This window comes from Aminobacterium colombiense DSM 12261 (assembly GCF_000025885.1).
Taxonomy (GTDB): Bacteria; Synergistota; Synergistia; order Synergistales; family Aminobacteriaceae; genus Aminobacterium; species Aminobacterium colombiense.
Window position 1 is genome coordinate 1,424,493 of record NC_014011.1, and the last position, 15,967, is coordinate 1,440,459.

The 15,967-nt window shown below is 47.3% G+C and carries 17 protein-coding genes and 1 riboswitch; of the genes, 3 read left to right on the top strand and 14 right to left on the bottom strand.

All coding sequences use genetic code 11. The features are described 5' to 3' along the window. Positions 1-70: 70 nt before the first annotated feature. The 6 genes from grdB to AMICO_RS07140 form a co-directional block, all read right to left on the bottom strand. Entirely contained in the window at positions 71-1,378 is a 1,308-nt protein-coding gene (gene grdB / locus AMICO_RS07110; RefSeq protein ID WP_083775794.1) for a glycine reductase complex selenoprotein B, read from the bottom strand. A 25-nt stretch (positions 1,379-1,403) separates the two neighbouring features. Beyond that, the gene (grdA, locus tag AMICO_RS07115) at positions 1,404-1,880 is read right to left on the bottom strand and encodes a glycine/sarcosine/betaine reductase complex selenoprotein A (protein ID WP_083775795.1); all 477 of its coding nucleotides are present in this window, start codon (positions 1,878-1,880) and stop codon (positions 1,404-1,406) included. Between the two features lie 49 nt (positions 1,881-1,929). Beyond that, positions 1,930-3,216 carry a glycine/sarcosine/betaine reductase component B subunit gene (locus AMICO_RS07125; protein WP_013048777.1) on the bottom strand — a complete coding sequence of 429 codons (1,287 nt, stop codon included), beginning with the start codon at positions 3,214-3,216 and terminating at the stop codon, positions 1,930-1,932. A 27-nt stretch (positions 3,217-3,243) separates the two neighbouring features. Further along, positions 3,244-3,561 (bottom strand): thioredoxin family protein, encoded by a 318-nt coding sequence (locus AMICO_RS07130; protein WP_041459637.1) that lies wholly within the window; start codon positions 3,559-3,561, stop codon positions 3,244-3,246. A gap of 79 nt (positions 3,562-3,640) precedes the next feature. Next, positions 3,641-4,048: a GrdX family protein gene (locus AMICO_RS07135; protein ID WP_013048779.1), complete on the bottom strand. Its 408-nt coding sequence runs from the start codon at positions 4,046-4,048 to the stop codon at positions 3,641-3,643. A 102-nt stretch (positions 4,049-4,150) separates the two neighbouring features. Continuing rightward, positions 4,151-4,268, bottom strand: a riboswitch (glycine riboswitch). Between the two features lie 160 nt (positions 4,269-4,428). Continuing rightward, entirely contained in the window at positions 4,429-5,766 is a 1,338-nt protein-coding gene (locus AMICO_RS07140; protein WP_013048780.1) for a sodium-dependent transporter, read from the bottom strand. A gap of 333 nt (positions 5,767-6,099) precedes the next feature. Between AMICO_RS07140 and AMICO_RS07145 the strand changes: the two genes are divergently transcribed. From AMICO_RS07145 to hypE, 3 genes are read left to right on the top strand one after another with little or no spacing between them, the layout of a single operon-like run. Next, the gene (locus AMICO_RS07145; protein WP_013048781.1) at positions 6,100-6,342 is read left to right on the top strand and encodes a HypC/HybG/HupF family hydrogenase formation chaperone; all 243 of its coding nucleotides are present in this window, start codon (positions 6,100-6,102) and stop codon (positions 6,340-6,342) included. After that, positions 6,299-7,477: a hydrogenase formation protein HypD gene (gene hypD, locus AMICO_RS07150; RefSeq protein WP_244392394.1), complete on the top strand. Its 1,179-nt coding sequence runs from the start codon at positions 6,299-6,301 to the stop codon at positions 7,475-7,477. The genes AMICO_RS07145 and hypD overlap by 44 nt, the downstream gene beginning before the upstream one ends. Positions 7,478-7,497: 20 nt before the next feature. After that, on the top strand, positions 7,498-8,424 hold the full coding sequence (gene hypE / locus AMICO_RS07155; RefSeq protein WP_244392475.1) for a hydrogenase expression/formation protein HypE: 927 nt from the start codon (positions 7,498-7,500) through the stop codon (positions 8,422-8,424). 70 nt (positions 8,425-8,494) lie between these two features. On the opposite strand, the gene AMICO_RS07160 is transcribed toward hypE, so the two are convergent. The 8 genes from AMICO_RS07160 to AMICO_RS07195 all read right to left on the bottom strand — a co-directional run bounded on the left by AMICO_RS07160 (position 8,495) and on the right by AMICO_RS07195 (position 15,967). Beyond that, a complete protein-coding gene (locus AMICO_RS07160; RefSeq protein WP_013048784.1) occupies positions 8,495-9,283 on the bottom strand; it encodes a TIGR00282 family metallophosphoesterase in 789 nt (262 codons plus the stop codon). Positions 9,284-9,295: 12 nt separating this feature from the next. Next, positions 9,296-10,837: a ribonuclease Y gene (gene rny / locus AMICO_RS07165; protein WP_013048785.1), complete on the bottom strand. Its 1,542-nt coding sequence runs from the start codon at positions 10,835-10,837 to the stop codon at positions 9,296-9,298. A 90-nt stretch (positions 10,838-10,927) separates the two neighbouring features. Beyond that, entirely contained in the window at positions 10,928-11,362 is a 435-nt protein-coding gene (locus tag AMICO_RS07170; protein WP_013048786.1) for a regulatory protein RecX, read from the bottom strand. Further along, positions 11,359-13,446, bottom strand: coding sequence for an ATP-dependent DNA helicase RecG (gene recG / locus AMICO_RS07175; RefSeq protein WP_013048787.1), 2,088 nt, complete (start codon positions 13,444-13,446; stop codon positions 11,359-11,361). The genes AMICO_RS07170 and recG overlap by 4 nt, the downstream gene beginning before the upstream one ends. A 5-nt stretch (positions 13,447-13,451) precedes the next feature. Next, the gene (locus AMICO_RS07180) at positions 13,452-13,919 is read right to left on the bottom strand and encodes a DivIVA domain-containing protein (protein WP_013048788.1); all 468 of its coding nucleotides are present in this window, start codon (positions 13,917-13,919) and stop codon (positions 13,452-13,454) included. Continuing rightward, the gene (gene sepF, locus AMICO_RS07185; protein WP_013048789.1) at positions 13,912-14,313 is read right to left on the bottom strand and encodes a cell division protein SepF; all 402 of its coding nucleotides are present in this window, start codon (positions 14,311-14,313) and stop codon (positions 13,912-13,914) included. Before sepF ends, AMICO_RS07180 begins: the two co-directional genes overlap by 8 nt. 26 nt (positions 14,314-14,339) lie before the next feature. Continuing rightward, positions 14,340-15,044 carry a YggS family pyridoxal phosphate-dependent enzyme gene (locus AMICO_RS07190; RefSeq protein ID WP_013048790.1) on the bottom strand — a complete coding sequence of 235 codons (705 nt, stop codon included), beginning with the start codon at positions 15,042-15,044 and terminating at the stop codon, positions 14,340-14,342. Next, positions 15,038-15,967 (bottom strand): HlyD family efflux transporter periplasmic adaptor subunit, encoded by a 930-nt coding sequence (locus tag AMICO_RS07195; RefSeq protein ID WP_013048791.1) that lies wholly within the window; start codon positions 15,965-15,967, stop codon positions 15,038-15,040. Before AMICO_RS07195 ends, AMICO_RS07190 begins: the two co-directional genes overlap by 7 nt.

The window sequence follows — 15,967 nt, forward strand, 5'->3', positions numbered from 1 at the left end:
CCTCCTCATTCGCATTCTCTTATAATAGAGGGGCCCAGGGTGAACCCTGGGCCCTTTGTTACAGTTAAAACTAGTCTGCAAAGACTGTCTGTTCGTCGATTTCTGTCTGAAGGGCCTTTAAAGCTTTCTCTACAAGGTGCCGACGAAGTTCTTTTTCTTCAGCAAAAGGCTTCGTTGGGTCACCCAGTGGATGAGGAATAGCAATTGCAGGTACTATTCTGTTGGCTCCAACAGTTAAAGAAATAGGAACTATTGTACATACGTGAACAACCGGGAAACCGGCACGTTCAATTTCTTTTACCATCGTTGCACCGCAACGAGTACAAGTTCCTCAGGTGGATGTTAAAATAACCGCGTCGACGCCGTCTTTCTTAAGTTTTTCAGCAATTTCGGCACCGAAACGTTTTGCGCTGGCAACGGCTGTTCCGTTACCAACAGTTGTATAGAACTTATTGTGAAGCTTCTTGAATACTCCCGCTTTCTCCATTTCTCTTAAGACGTCCACGGGAAGAACACGGTCAGCATCCTGGTCTGCGTAGGTAGCATCATATCCGCCGTGAGCAGTGCAATACTCATCAGCTGTAAGATCATCTACTCCGGTAATGTCGTATTCGCCATATTTGCTGGCGCTGGAAGCTTCAATGTGATCAGGGTTGCCTTTTGGACAAATGCCGCCGGAAGTAACAAGGGCTATTGTGGCATTTTTAAGATCTTTAACGGCAGGTTGAGGCGCAACCCTATCAAAAACAGGCATAGGATACTCTGTAGTAAAGGGCTCGCCCTGCAGCTTGGCCACAAACATATCAACTGCGCGCTCAGCGGCAAGTTTTTCGTAGAACTTGTTTACTCGAACACCGCGCTCATGGTAACCCTCTTCTGCGGGAAGACCGATCTTTTCTCCCCTAAGCTGCTTAAGAAGAAGTGCGGTCATGGCTGGAACTGCTTTGCCCATGCCACGAGCACTATCGGCAGCTTCCACAATGTAGAGGTTCTTTTTGTACATTTCTACGCCGGGGTTTTCCTGGTACATAGCGGAAACTACAGGAATACCCAGCTCCTTAGATACGGCAGAACAGATCGCTCCACAGGCAGTGCCGTAACGGCCGGCGTTAAATGCCGGGCCAGCTACAAAAGCATCGGCGTTGCACTGCTTGACCATATCAAGAATTGTTTTTGTTGCTTCTTCCATATTGGAAGCAAAGTATGTATCTCCGCAAATGACGGTAGCAATAACCTCAGCTTCCCCTTTAAATGCAGCGTTAAGGGCCATACCCGGACCTACTACACCTTCACGAAGTTCCGGCTGATAGTCTGCCTTTTCCTCACCGCCAATTCCTGCGAAGAACTGATTTATATAATGAACGACACGGTAAGTCATATGCCCCCCTCCTTTCATTAAGGATTTACAGCGTATGCTGGCTAAACTGTTCTCTCATAGATTTCACAGCAGCGGAAAGGGCTTCTGGATCCAGAACCATCTCCATCATGCTGATTTGATCTTCCCAAGCCGCTTCATCGGCTTCATCACGAATTTCCTGCTCAAATACATGGTAGACTGGGAGTCCCAACGGAACTCCTGCCAAGGGACCTGCAAATGTAGGATCGCCGTTCGTTACGGTCTCTGCATAAATTTCTGCGCCTTCCGCATCGGAAGAACCAAGAATGACCACAACGTTTTCAGCGCCATACTTTTCAGCAGCATCTTTAACACGCTGCTGGTTCTGCAGATCCATGGCTCCTGCAGCCGTTCAGACGAAACACTCGGTTACTGAGAAGATAACCTCAGCGCCGCTGTTTTTGAAGCATGCTTCCATGGCAGGTCCCGGCACGCCATCGCGCTCACCGAGAAAAAGCACTTTTTTTCCAGCCAATTTGCCCATGCTTCACACCTCCTTCTTAATATTTGTTTTAAATTTTTTAAATAGCTTATTAGATTGTGTAGGCCCCAAGCTTTGTATAGCCAAGCTCGCTTGTTGCGCCAAGAATTGCCTGCAGCTCAACAGTGATCGTGCCATCTTCAGCAAGAGAACCCTGCCAGCCGCCGGCAATGACATTTGCTTCTTCAGGGAAGCCAATGACTTTCTCCATGGGAGGAAGTACTATTACCTCATTGGCGTTACCAGCAGTAACACAGGCATCCCCCTCTTTGCAGGAATCGGCAAGAGACTGGCTTGCTCCATCCTGTCCGGCATATTCGTCTGTAAGAAGAGTGGTCTTGATGCCCGCCCGCTCAGCTTTCCAGCAGTTCATAACAAGGTCTGCATCCGGATTACCAAAACCTTCTTCGGAAATGAGAAGACCATCTACGCCAAGGGTTCTGGCAAGCTTGACTGCGTAGGAAGAGCTTCTCTTTTTATCGCCAAGAGTAACGTTCTCGTTGGTAATGATACAGCCAATGAAATTGAAGTCTTTTCCGTGCCGATCAAACATAGCCCTGATAATCGGATTGTTCATGTGAACATAGGAGTTGTTCTTATCACAGGCGGAAACGCAGTTTCCCGAAACGATAGCTCCATCAAAGACCTCTGTAGGATTGATAAGTGTCGGGAGAATCTTTTTAGCGTCGACACCATAAACATAGGTGTCGTGAAGAAGTCCCTGGGACTGGAGCATGTAAAGGTAAGCCACTTTTGGAAGCTCCGGGTATGCATTCATAGCCTTATCTAAGGACGGAAGCTCAAAAGCCTCCACTTCATCAGCCTTAACCTCTGTACAACTCTGGGCGAGATAGACAGCTGCCTTAAGGCCGGCCATGCGGCATGCGGCTTCGTGATCATGCTTCTCAAGACCTTCTACAGGAGTAAGGACAAGCACAACGTTGTTGGTCTTGGAATATGGCGTGTACTCTGCGCCAGGGCCCATCATATCAATGATGCCTTCCTGGAAACGGACGATCTGCCCGGTTGTCACAACGGCAGCACCTTTCAGAACGAGGGTTTTGCCTTCGCCAACGGTGTCTACATCGCCGACAAATCCGGGGAAAACTTCATTGGAACCCTCAAGTTTGCATCGGGGCTCGATAACATCCTTCACTGGAAGAATGCGGACGCTCTCGCCAGGCATGGCAAGATCGACATCCACCTTAACAAGGCGTTCGTCATCAGAAAGCTTGGCTAAAAGCTCTTCTTTATTGACATAAAGAACGCCGTCTTTAACAGTCGTCTTGTCACCCCACGCAAGTTTATTGACTTTTACGTTATGGAGTTCTAATTTCAAATAACTCCCCCCCTTTCGCGGATTTGCTTACAGCAGTTTCTCTACGTTTTCTTTGATTTTTTCAAGAGTAACCTCAGCACCACTGATACGTGCAACCTCCTCTCCATTTTTCCAGAAAAGGAATGTGGGCAACCCCATCACCCTGCAATTGATGGCTACACGGCGATTCTGAGAAACATCGACGGAACAGAACTTAACTTTTCCTTCAAACTCTTCTGCCATCTTGTGGACATTGGGAAGAAGAGCCATACAGGGTCCGCATTTAGGGCCCCAGAAGTCAACCAGCACAGGAAGGCTGCTCCCCTTCACTTCTGCATCAAAGTTATCTTTCGTCAACTCTACCATTGCCATACATTCTCACCTCCTTTCCGCTATTGTTAAAAATCTCACTATTACGATAACACTAACCCCTATTTATCCCTGCCTATTCATGAGCAGAGAGAAACATTGAATATTTTTCCAGGCTTTCTTTTATGAGTTCCTTATCAAGAAATGAATAATCATCTATCATTTCATCTGTGAGAGACGAAACTAGAAGTATCCTCTCTTTACAGGAATCATATATGGAAATGGCATTTTCAATAAGTTCAAGAGAATAAGTATCGACGTTTCTGGGCAATGCCCCAGACGGAACCTGTAATAGGATGGAGCGAAATGGATGCTGGTAGGGACGCAAATTCCCATAAAGAGGGTGTGTTAAAAGAGACCAACCCTTGTGGATGTAATTGCGGACACAAACAAGAACGTCGAAAGACGTTCCCTCTACTAATTCGACATTTTTTACTCTTTTGCAAAGAGTTCTATTATTTGTAACGAGGAGCATGCGACCCATCGTTCTGCCTCCTATATTACTACTATAGGTTAGACAATCTCTGTCGCATAGCCCCAAAGCGAACAACGTCTACAAGAAGGGCGGCTAACTATTCCAGAGACCCGTCCAGCCACAATCCTTCTGCCTGAGAGTTTCCGTTTTCAGGCTCCCAAACCTGAAAACATTGCCCCTTCGGCGCCCCTCTACTTAATGTAAAAAAGGACTCTCTTGCGGCCTTCCTCCGGTAATCCGTAATGATTCTACACTATATGGCATGATAGTCAATAGCTTGTGAAACACAAAACTTTCTTCCTATTTGTTATATTATGCAAAATGCGGGGAGGGTTAACCCTCCCCGCAACAGGTTATCTTCACATCTTTTCTCTAAATATGAACGGTTTTTACCACTTCAAGCCCTTCCAGAAAATAACAGCAATGGCCAAAGGAGCAATTGTTCTGCAAACCCAAATCCATGCATCCATCAGCCCGAACTCATATGTGCCGTCATTGGAAACCTCTTTTCGGGCTGATTCTGTCCACACCCAGCCTACAAAGAGAGCAATCAGCATACCCCCTAAAGGCAACAGAACGTTAGAAGCCAAGAAGTCCGCGGCGTCAAGAAAGTCTTTGCCTGCAATCTTCAAGTTGCCCGCAAGTGATATAGAGGAAGGGATGCCCAGTATGAAAATTGCCAGTCCCATTAGCCATGCAGCTTTAGGACGCCCCCATCCCATTTCGTCAATAAAGTAGGCGGAAACAACTTCAAGCAGTGAAATGGCAGATGTCAAGGCTGCAATGAACAGGAGTATAAAGAAAAGTGATGACCAGATCGGACCGCCAGGCATTTGCGAAAAGACAGACGGCAATGTAACAAACGTCAGGCCGGGACCCGCTCCCGCTTCCACGCCAAAGGCAAAAACAGCCGGAAATATAACGAGACCGGCGAGTAAGGCCACCATGGTGTCAAGGAAGCAAATCTGCCCCACTGCACTTGGGATCGTAGTATCTTTTGTCAGATAACTGCCGTAGGTGATCATACATCCCATTCCCAGGGATAGTGAGAAGAACGCCTGCCCCAAAGCTGCCAGGAACGTATCACCGGTAATTTTTGAAAAATCAGGTTTAAGATAGAATTCCAATCCCTTCCCGGCCCCTTCAAGAGTCACTGAGCGGACGATAAGAATCAAAAGAATGCCAAACAGGGCCGGCATTAAGATTTTGCAGTACTTTTCAATACCCTCACCAATGCCGCGATAAACAACCCATATGGTAGCCAGCATGAAAATGGCCTGGTATAGAATGACCTGGGGCGTATTCGTAACAAAACCACCAAATACATCTCCAGCCTTCCCTGCTGCGCCGGCCTCCATAAGCCCCGTCCACGTGATAATAAAGTACTTAATGGTCCAGCCGCCGATGACAGCATAATAAGACAGAATTATAAACCCGGCTGCAACACCCATCCAACCCACGAGAGGCCACGCGCCCCCCTTAAGTTTTTTAAAGGAGCCCACGGCATTGAGCTGGGCACGACGACCTATGGCTATTTCCGCAAGCATAACTGAGAAACCGATAACGAAAACAAGTGCTACATAAAGAAAAACAAAGGCCGCACCACCATATTGACCGGTAATATAAGGAAACCTCCAAATGTTACCAAGTCCTACGGCTGAGCCGGCCGCTGCAAGAATAAATCCTATTCTACTTCCCCACTGTTCTCTTTCTCCATTATTGCTCATGTTCCGCATAACCCCCCTTTTTCATTTGGTCCTCTTTCACCAGCTCGCGCCGGTGATCTCTCATAACCATCGACACTCGTCTATAAATAAATATGATATTTTTTGCTCCCTCACCTCCCGCATGAATTTTCAGAAACACTGCCAAGTATGCAAAATAGCAAAAATTGACATTATTCAAGAAATATAAAAGGTGTTTTAATTATACATCAAGAGGTTAAAAATTGTAGTCCTTCATTGAAAAATATAGGATTGAAATATCCGATTGTTTTTTCTGTGCATTGCGTTAGGGGCAATATGGAGTAGAATTATACACTGAAAGGAGTGATTGGCAAGATGTGTCTCGCAGTTCCCCACACTATTGAAAGAATTTTAGACCATAATACCGTTTTAGCTACTGCCGGTTCTGTACAGGTAGAAGTTCGCGTTGACTTGATAGACTCTGCTGATATTGGCGATACAGTGCTTGTTCATGCCGGATTTGCCATCGAAAAACTTGAAGAAAATGACTCTATAGAATTACAGGCCCTCTGGAATGAAATACATCTCTACTCAGAAAAAAGCCATGTCACCCTTTGATAGGGAGCCCGGCCAGATCAAAGCTTCTTATACGGCGCACCATGTAATAGAAGCCATCGGCCAGCGTCTCACAAAACCACTGACTTTTATGGAGGTTTGCGGCACTCATACCGTTTCTATTTTTCGCTCTGGCATTCGCTCTGTTCTTCCTCCAGACCTTTCTCTGATCTCTGGACCGGGATGCCCTGTTTGCGTAACAGATCAGGGGGAAATAGATTGTGCCATAAACCTTCTCGACATGCCTGATATTACTATGGCAACATATGGGGACATGCTTCGCGTACCGGGAACACGAGGCTCTCTTTCGGAACGGAAAAGCGAGGGAAAAGATGTCAGGCTTATAACAAGTGCTGCCCAGGCTTTATCAATTGCCGAGGACAATCCAGAGCGCGAGATCGTCTTTCTGGCCGTCGGTTTTGAAACGACAGCTCCTGCCACTGCCGCAACCATACTAGAAGCTGCAGAAAAGAATATCACAAACTTTTCAATCCTTGTCTATCATAAACAGACGCCGCCAGTACTTGAGCAACTGGTCAAAGACCCTGATCTAAAGATTAACGGTTTTATACTGCCTGGCCATGTAAGTGTTATTTTAGGTCACAAAGCCTATCGCTTTCTAGCCGATCACTATGGCGTCCCCTGTGCCATTGCAGGTTTTGAACCAATGGATATTCTTTTAGCCATAGCGGATCTGGTCTTTCAGCATTCAAATGGAGAGTCGGCCCTCCATTCTCTCTACCCCAGAGCAGTGAGACCAGAAGGAAACCAGAAAGCCCTGGATTTAATTTCAAAAGTTTTCACTCCTTGTTCCGCTCGATGGCGGGGATTAGGGCTCATTCCATCTTCCGGATACGCCCTGAAAGAAGAGTTTGCAGCCTTTGATGCCCTTCTTCGCTTTGGAATAACCATTCCCACTCCTAAACCGCCTGCAGGCTGTTGTTGTGGGGATGTGTTGGCTGGACACATAACCCCCTTGAAATGTCCTCTTTTTGCTGCTGCATGTACCCCCATGACACCTGTGGGCCCATGTATGGTTTCAAGTGAAGGATCATGTTCGGCCTATTATAAATATAATAGAGGAGGTGCATCCCCCTGGAAAAGGTCACCCTCGGCCACGGAAGCGGCGGACGACTAACACAAAATCTAATACAGACCATTCTTTCAGTTTTCCCTGAGCAGAATCTTACATCAAACCTGGAGGATTGTGCTCTCATCTGGGGGAAAATTGGCGTCACAATTGACAGCTTTACAGTTTCTCCCAGGGATTTCCCTGGCGGTGATATTGGGGAACTAGCGATTTGCGGAAGTGCCAATGATTTGGCGGTACGAGGGGTGCTTCCTCGTTTTATAGCCATGAGCGTAGTCGCAGAGGAAGGACTTCACATGGCTGAGCTCTCGCGGTATATGAAGAGCGCCGCTCGCATTTGCGAAGATCTTAACATTCAGCTGGTTGCCGGTGATACAAAAGTTGTTCCTAAAGGGCATGTGGAAGGTCTTTTCATTACCACCTGCGCTGTGGGGGAACAGATTACGGAAGAATCCTTGGGAATGGACCGCTTGCAGCCGGGAGATAAGATTATTGCAAGCACATCCATAGGACGACATGGAGCGGCCATAGGCGCCAGTCGGTTCAATCTCAATCCAGAAAACCTGAAAAGCGACTGCGCCCCTCTCTGGCCAGCTTTAAAGCCCTTATTAGCCCTGAAAGGGTTGCGGTGCATGCGGGATTGTACCCGAGGCGGATTAGGAACTGTTATGTGCGAGTGGGCAGAAGGGCGCAATATAGGAATCACCCTGGTGGAAAAACAGATTCCTATAAGGATAGCCGTACAATCAATTTGTGATATTCTAGGCTTCGACCCTCTCTACCTTGCCTGCGAAGGATGCGCTGCCATTGCGGTAGCTCCTGATGACGCTGACAGGGCCTTGGGGCTTTTGCGAGAAAGCTCTCTCTGCGAGGAAGCCGCTGTTATTGGAACTGTGACAGAAGATCACGCAGGGATGGTGGCCCTTCAAACGGAAATAGGCGGAATGAGGGTTGTGGATATGCCTGTTGGTGAAATGCTGCCGCGCATTTGCTAAAGAAAGCAACAAATATAAAAAGGGGAACTCTCCTAGTCTGGAGAGTTCCCCTTTTTATATTTTACTTCCATCAGGCCTCTGTTTCACAAAGGGACCTGGCTATTCGCTGTATTGACACAGCCTTTTTTGTTTCATTATCCACATCGACTATCACAGCATTGAGACGGAGGTCATCACTTGCCACCTGAAAACGGGATGGAAGACTCGTAAGGAACCGGGGTAGAACACTTTCAAGTGTCATACCTATGGCGCTTTGAAAGGATCCCGTCATCCCCACGTCAGAAATATAGGCCGTTCCCCCTGGAAGAATCTCTTCATCAGCTGTCTGAACATGGGTGTGAGTTCCCAGAAAAGCCGAAACTCTGCCGTCCAGATAAAATCCCAACACTCGCTTTTCAGAAGTGGCCTCTGCATGAAAATCTACAAGCACCGGCACGTCTGCAAACGTTTCTAGAACTTCGTCAGCCTTGCGAAAGGGACAATCTATATCAGGCATAAAGACCCGTCCCTGCAAGTTTATGAGTCCTAACTTCATTCCATTCTTAGAAAGAACGGTCCATCCCAACCCCGGACATCCCGGAGGATAGTTCGCCGGTCTTATTACTCTTGGCTCTCCATCAAGAACCGTAAAGAAATCGGACCGATCCCATATGTGGTTGCCAGAGGTAATGCCATCCACCCCGGCAGCAAATAGTTCATTCATGATCTTATCGGTCAGTCCTTTGCCAGCAGCTGCATTTTCTCCGTTTACGATCACGAAATCAATTTTGGAAAACTCTTTTCTTAGGAGAGGCAACAGGGCCGAAAAGATCTTTCGTCCCGGCCGCCCTACAATATCACCAACGAAAAGTATCCTCATAGCATAAAGGGCCTATTTCGCGTACTCTGTTGCCCGAACCTCCCTGGTCACTGTAACTTTAATCTGACCGGGATACTTCATTTCCTCTTCTATCTTTCGAGCAATGTCATAGGCCGTCTTGTAAACCACCCCTTCATCCGTTACATTCGGTGAAACAATGACTCGCACCTCTCGTCCAGCCTGAATGGCAAAGGCCTTGCTTACCCCTTTAAATGACTTTGCCACTTCCTCAAGTTTTTCAAGTCTGCGTATATACGCATCAAGACTCTCTCGTCTGGCCCCTGGGCGAGATGCGCTCACCGCATCAGCTGCAGCAACTATAACATCATATACAGAAGTCTGCTCCACATCCTCGTGATGGGCAGCTATGGCATTGATGATTTCTGGTGTTTCTCCGTAGCGCTTTGCCAGATCAGATCCAATGAGAGCATGAGGGCCTTCAATCTGATGGTCCACAGCTTTTCCTATGTCATGGAGCAACCCGGCACGTCGGGCCATCTCTTCGTCCAGCCCCAGTTCTCCTGCTATAATTCCCGATAAGTGAGAAACCTCAAGGCTGTGCTGAAGGGCATTTTGCCCATAACTATAACGGAATCGAAGCTGGCCAATAAGACATACCAACTCATCGTGCATGTTTTTAATGCCAGTTTCTAGAAGGGCCGTTTCTCCTGCTTCAAGAATCTGCTCTTCGACGTCGCTGGTCGCTTTTTCAACAAGTTCTTCTATTCGGGCTGGATGAATGCGCCCATCAGCCACAAGCCTTTCAAGTGAAAGACGGGCTACTTCTCTTCGCACTGGATCGAAACTGCTTAACGTAACAGCTTCAGGCGTATCGTCCACTATGAGGTCCACTCCTGTCAGAGTTTCAAAAGAACGGATGTTTCGACCTTCCCGTCCGATAATACGACCCTTCATTTCATCTGAAGGCAAAGGAACTACGCTTACCGCTACTTCTGATGTCTGCTCAACCGCACACCTCTGTATTGCTGTTACGAGCACTTCTTTAGCTTTCTTATCCGCATCACGCCGTGTCTTTTCTTCCAGATCTTTAATCAACATCCCCAAGTCATGCTGGACATTCTCTTCTGTCTCTTTTAATAGAACCTGACGAGCGTCTTCTCCGGACATTTCAGCGATTTCTTCAAGGCGTTTGACTTGCTCAAGACGAATAAGCTCTATTTCTGCCGACTGCTTCTCCACTTCCTCCTTTTGGAGGCGAAGCTCTTCTTCCTTATGGCTCATACGGTCAATTTTCTTATCGAGGTTCTCTTCTTTTTGTTCGAGTCGCCGTTCTGCTCTCTGCAGCTCCGATCGGCGCTCTTTGTTCTCCCTTTCCAGTTCCTGGCGAAGTTTATAAGATTCTTCCCTGGCCTCTGTCAATTTCTCCCGTTTACGCTGTTCCCCTTCTTGAACCGCCTCTTTAAGAATTGTTTCTGCCCTTAGTTTGGCGTTTTCAAGATGTTTTGCTCCGATAGTTTTTGAAAGCATAAACCCTGCTGCAACTCCAGCAGCAAGGCCTGCAGCTATTCCTATAATAGCAGTCATAATTTGCATAATTGGCCAATCACTCCTCATTTTATTATCAAGGTGCTGTCATATTTAATGGAGACTGCACACGTAGTGCTGAGGGTTCTATTTTACAGGTCAAAAGAAGGGCTCACAAGTCCTTTCTAAAGCAATTCTGCAAGAACTGGGAGAAAAACCCCGACGAACCAACCGCCCCCATATTCTACGAGGGTCAATATCATGGTCTTTCCATTCTCCTGCTAAGATGCAGGCTCGCTGAACTTCGTCAGACTCTGCCTCCTCAAGCACTTTCTCAATCACGCAGCGAGCCACCTTTCGCCTGCGCAACTCATCCCGCAACTTCCGGTCACCCCAGCCTCTATGGGATGCCACAAAAAGAATACTATAAGCTTCATCATCAAGAAAGCCTAATTCTTTGTACTGCTCAACTAATTTATTCGCTTCTTCTTCAGCTGCACCCTTTTTTACGAGTTTATCGTGTATTTGCCAACATGTATAGGCTCCACGGGTTAACAATCGCTGAAGATAGTTTTCAAGATTCCGGTCACTCATGCTATTCCCGCCAATTCAAGGTTTTTTCCCACCGTTCTCAAAACATAATCTAGAAGTCCCTGTTCTTCAGAAAGGCGAGGGTCACATTCCACAAGACTGAAAGCATCTTTTCTAGCCATGTCGAGCAGAGAACGATCCTTTAAGAGATCTGCCACTCTGAAATCTGTAATTCCATGCTGCCTGACGCCACACACCTCACCCGGTCCCCTAAGCCTCAAATCAGCTTCCGCTATTTTAAAACCGTCGGTGGTGGCACACATAACCTTGAGTCTTTCTACACCTTCCCTGGTGGTTGGATTGCTCAATAGAACGCAGTAGCTCTGGTTCCCGCCCCTTCCCACCCTCCCGCGAAGCTGATGAAGTTGGGAGAGACCAAAACGATCAGCATCTTCTATGACCATCACAGTGGCCTGGGGGACATCAACTCCTACTTCAATAACCGTGGTAGAAACGATTAAGTCAAGATGCCCCCTCGCAAAACTCCTCATTATGGTTTCTTTTTCACTCGATGGAAGCTGACCATGCAAAAGACCTACGTTCAGATCCGGGAAAAGTTTCTTGAGATATTCGTACCTCTCAGTTACCGAAGCCACTGAAAGGGTTTCACTTTCATCTATGAGAGGGCAAACCCAGTATATCCTTTCCCTGGCGGAGCACCTCTCCCGTATAAAGGCCCACAACCGTCCCTCTTCTTTTTTCTTAAGCCATCTCGTCTGTATGGGTGTTCTGCCTGGCGGCATTTCATCAATGACTGAAACAGAAAGATCCCCATAGACTGAAAGGGTGAGGGTCCGTGGAATAGGCGTAGCTGTCATGACCAATATATGAGGAGCTTGCCCCTCATTGGCCCCCTTGGCGCGAAGGGCGTTTTTTTGCAGCACGCCAAACCGATGCTGTTCATCTATGACGGCAAACCCTAGATTTGAAAAGGTGACGGGGTCAGAAAACAGGGCGTGAGTTCCTACCACAACGTGGGCCTCACCTGTGCTGATCTTTTGCAATGTCAATTCCCTCGCCCTGTTTTTCAAAGAACCTATGAGCAGCACCACCGAAACCCCCAAGGGCTCCAGAAAAGAATGCAACCTGTAGTAGTGTTGTTGAGCCAATATTTCTGTAGGAGCCATAAAAGCCCCCTGGTACCCTCCCTCCACAGCTTGAAGGAGGGCCAGAACAGCTACTGCTGTTTTGCCAGACCCCACATCCCCCTGAAGAAGGCGATGCATGGGGATATTAAGGGCCATATCCTGACTTATTTCTAGAGAAACTTTCTTCTGAGCTTCCGTGAGAGGGTAGGGAAAGATTTCTTTCAGGAAACGCTCTTTCAGTCTTCCGCTCTCTGGCAGTATTGGAGCTTTTTCAGCCAGACGGGACCGCTCTCCTCGTCGGAGAGCCATACCTGTCTGAAGCACAAAGAGCTCCTGATAGGCCAGGCGATCTCTCGCCTTTTTCCAGCTTTCACGCCCCTGGGGGTAATGCATTTCTAGAATAGAGTCATAGAGGGGAGGGAAAGCATGTTTCAATCGTAAAAAATCAGGTAACGGATCAAAAATAAATGGGCTATTATCAAGACAAAAACGAATGAGCTTGCGAAACCACCGCTGATGCAATCCAGCAGTAAGTGGATAGATTGGCACCACTTGACCAATAGATTCAGGGCTTTCCCCTTCTTCTATGATTTCAAATTCAGGATTTGTGATCTGAAGATGTCCGTATTTCCAATCTATTGGACCATACAAGGCAACCTCTTTGCCTGGCGTAAGCAAGCGTTCCAGTCCTTTTCTATTGAACCAGACTGCGCGAAGAAAATCCTGACCGTCTGTCATAAGTCCCTGAATAATGACAAATCCTTTCCTGGATGTTTGACGCTTTTCTACCGCTACGACGCGGACAAGAAGTGAAACTGTGGTTTCCGGCCTCAATTTGGCCAAAGAGGTTAAACCTCTTCTGTCTTCGTAACGGCGTGGGAAAAATAGAATCAAATCTTCAGCAGTCTGAATGCCAAGGCGGTTCAATTGCTTTTCTCTTACCGCCCCTACCCCTTTAATATAGCGCACAGACTGCTGATGCAATTTTTTCTCCGTCACTCCCTTTAACTCTCCTCCGGTTTGTCTTCAATGGAGTTAAGTATGGAAGAGAATTTCGATAAAAGAGCCACCATATCTCCTTTGAATACCCGCTTCAGGTCTGCAAAACTAGCAGCTTCCCGCCGATGAAGATCCCGCTCGTTCATAGCCTCGAACACTATGCGCTCACTTTTGGCCCGAGCTTCAGAAATAATCGCGTCGGCCTCCTGTTTCGCCGCTTCCGTTTTGGCTTCAGCACTTTTCTGAGCCATAAGAAGAGTTTCCTGCAATGTGTCTTTCAGATTGTTATACTCTTTTAATTGCCCTTCATAGAGCAAGGCTTCCCGCTCCAGGTCTGTTATCTGCTGAGCCATCAGACGAAGAGTTTCTGCTATTTGATCGAGAAATTCATCAACCTGATCGGGGTCATACCCGCGAATAGATCTTGAAAAAGTCTTACTTTCAATATCAAGGGCCGTTATAAGATCAGGCACGATGTTCCTCCTTCCATTCCTCTGTTATCCCCTTACGCGGAGAAGCTATAAAAACTCCAGGCGACACTCGCACCACATCTCCACGCATTGCAAATGCAACTCCACATAAAAAATCAAGTACGCTTTGCCCAACATCCCGTTCCATGTTTCGCAAATCCACAATGACCATAAGTCCTCTATGAAGAGCTTCTCCAAGTTCTTCCCTCCGGTCAAGGCAGAGTTCACCCCGGCAAATCACTATTTGTGCCTGGGTGGGAGGAGTTTTTAATACCCTTTTCTGCCGTTCCTCCAGATCTTCTTCGGTACGAACCGGTACTTCCAGAGCTGCCTCGTTCCCCACATCATCATAGTCGTATTCGGCAAGCCCCAGCATAGCCATCAGGCGCTCAAACATTGAACCACCTCCTGTAATTAGAGCGGTCAATATGATCGGGGACCAAAAATAGCCGTCCCGATCCGAACCATGGTACTACCCTCCTCAATGGCCCACTGAAAATCTCCACTCATACCCATGGAAAGCTCCGGCAAGGACACTCCCGTGGAAGAGCTCAGATCATCTCGCAGGTTCCTGAGCAGCGCAAAAGCCTCCCTTACTCTGTTTTCATCATCTGTAAGGGGGCCGACGGTCATAAAACCAGCTACATGTAGAGAGGGACACTTTTCTATTACAAAATCAAGAAGTGCTTGTACATCCTTTGGCGCAACACCATGTTTAGATGTTTCTCCAGACGTATTTACCTCTAGCAGCACCTGGACGGTGCGGTTCATTTCTACACATATGCGTTCCAGTCTCTCTGCAAGGGATTCGGACTCCAATGACTGTATCGTATGAAATATTTCAAGGGCCTTCCGCGCCTTGTTCCGCTGAAGATGGCCCACAAGGTGCCATTGAGCCTGAACCTCCTCAGGCCACGAACATATTTTTGTCTGGGCCTCCTGAACCCGGTTCTCTCCAATGTACATAATGCCAGCATCCCGAATGGCCGTTACCATTTCTTCCACCGCGTGGTTTTTTGTTATGGCAATAAGTTTTATCTCATGAGCCTGGCGCCCACTTTTGGCAGCGCCTTCCTCGATACTGTTGCGAATAAGTTCTACATTTTTACGTATGTCTATAGTTACCATAGCTCTACTCTGCCCTCCCTGGCATGATCTGCTTTAAGAATAACGATATTCCCTGGCTGAAGTCCACTTGTAATGAAAAAAAGATGATCTGTCAGGGGAATGCCTTTGACCTCTTTAAATCTGGCGTAATTTCCCTCCACAATAAAGACGCCTAATTTGCCCTCTCGCGAAATGACAGCAGATTGGGGAATGGACACGCCAACATGCTCTTCTGTAGAAATAAGATACGATACAGAACGTTTTTTAACAATATTAACAGGAAAAAAGGGAAGGGAAAGATATAATTTCACCCTATGTCCCATTTTTCTCACAACCCGTACTTCCGCTTGGTACAGAGGGTCTTTAGGACCGCGACGTAAAGATATCAATCCCCGCTTTAACTGTTTATCAAGGGCTGGAGTCAAATCCGCATACCCTACCGCTCTTAACTCCTGAGGCATGGGGATAAGCTTTCCAATAAAGCCACCCCTCTCTGCTGTATGTCCCATTGAAAAGAGCGAAAGCTCTGGGGTTTGGGGAATCCTGTCTTCTCCCGCCCAAAGGGACTGATAACTTAATCTCCCCTCAAAGCCATCGAGACCGGGAACAAAGTAGCCTGTCAGGGGCGCGCGAAGCTGTTGACGTGATTCTTCACCCACAGTTGCTATGACATCTCCCTGACTCACTCTCCCACCACTTTCAGGAACAGTATAGGCCACATTTCCCCCAACTGGGGTGGTTACAATGATTTCTTCCCATAAAAGCATTCCTGAAAAAGGCATTTCTTCCTCATAAGAATGAGGAACAGCCTGAGTGATACGAGGGTGGGTCACCTCATAATTACGCCACCAAAGCCCATAAACCCATATGGCTGCCGTTATAAAACATAAAACCATAACTCCATAGGCAACGGCTTTTCTTTTTTCCCCAAAATTAAAATTCAT

Excerpts from the sequence above, each read along its gene's own strand:
- AMICO_RS07130 (WP_041459637.1), bottom strand. The coding sequence starts at position 3,561 with ATGGTAGAGTTGACGAAAGATAACTTTGATGCAGAAGTGAAGGGGAGC.
- sepF (WP_013048789.1), bottom strand. The coding sequence starts at position 14,313 with ATGTTTGAGCGCCTGATGGCTATGCTGGGGCTTGCCGAATACGACTAT.
- rny (WP_013048785.1), bottom strand. The coding sequence starts at position 10,837 with ATGCAAATTATGACTGCTATTATAGGAATAGCTGCAGGCCTTGCTGCT.
- AMICO_RS07145 (WP_013048781.1), top strand. The coding sequence starts at position 6,100 with ATGTGTCTCGCAGTTCCCCACACTATTGAAAGAATTTTAGACCATAAT.
- AMICO_RS07160 (WP_013048784.1), bottom strand. The coding sequence starts at position 9,283 with ATGAGGATACTTTTCGTTGGTGATATTGTAGGGCGGCCGGGACGAAAG.
- AMICO_RS07135 (WP_013048779.1), bottom strand. The coding sequence starts at position 4,048 with ATGGGTCGCATGCTCCTCGTTACAAATAATAGAACTCTTTGCAAAAGA.
- AMICO_RS07190 (WP_013048790.1), bottom strand. The coding sequence starts at position 15,044 with ATGGTAACTATAGACATACGTAAAAATGTAGAACTTATTCGCAACAGT.
- AMICO_RS07140 (WP_013048780.1), bottom strand. The coding sequence starts at position 5,766 with ATGAGCAATAATGGAGAAAGAGAACAGTGGGGAAGTAGAATAGGATTT.
- AMICO_RS07170 (WP_013048786.1), bottom strand. The coding sequence starts at position 11,362 with ATGAGTGACCGGAATCTTGAAAACTATCTTCAGCGATTGTTAACCCGT.
- AMICO_RS07195 (WP_013048791.1), bottom strand. The coding sequence starts at position 15,967 with ATGAATTTTAATTTTGGGGAAAAAAGAAAAGCCGTTGCCTATGGAGTT.
- hypD (WP_244392394.1), top strand. The coding sequence starts at position 6,299 with ATGAAATACATCTCTACTCAGAAAAAAGCCATGTCACCCTTTGATAGG.